Here is a 259-nt window from a genome sequence, read left to right on the forward strand (position 1 = left end):
GGTTTGGGCTAATCCCGTTTCGCTCGCCGCTACTCAGGGAATCGCGTTTGCTTTCTCTTCCTCCGGGTACTTAGATGTTTCAGTTCCCCGGGTCTGCCTTCATTACCCTATGTATTCAGGTAAAGATTCTACCCCATTACGGATAGAGGGTTTCCCCATTCGGAAATCTCCGGATCAAAGCTTACTTACAGCTCCCCGAAGCATATCGGTGTTAGTCCCGTCCTTCATCGGCTCCTAGTGCCAAGGCATCCACCGTGCG

The 259-nt window shown here is 52.1% G+C and carries 1 rRNA gene; it reads right to left on the reverse strand.

Annotated elements, in window-relative coordinates:
* Window positions 1-259, reverse strand: a 23S ribosomal RNA gene (locus M3175_RS24725); the annotation flags it as partial.

It is taken from the genome of Robertmurraya korlensis (genome assembly GCF_023715225.1).
Lineage (GTDB): Bacteria > Bacillota > Bacilli > Bacillales > Cytobacillaceae > Robertmurraya_A.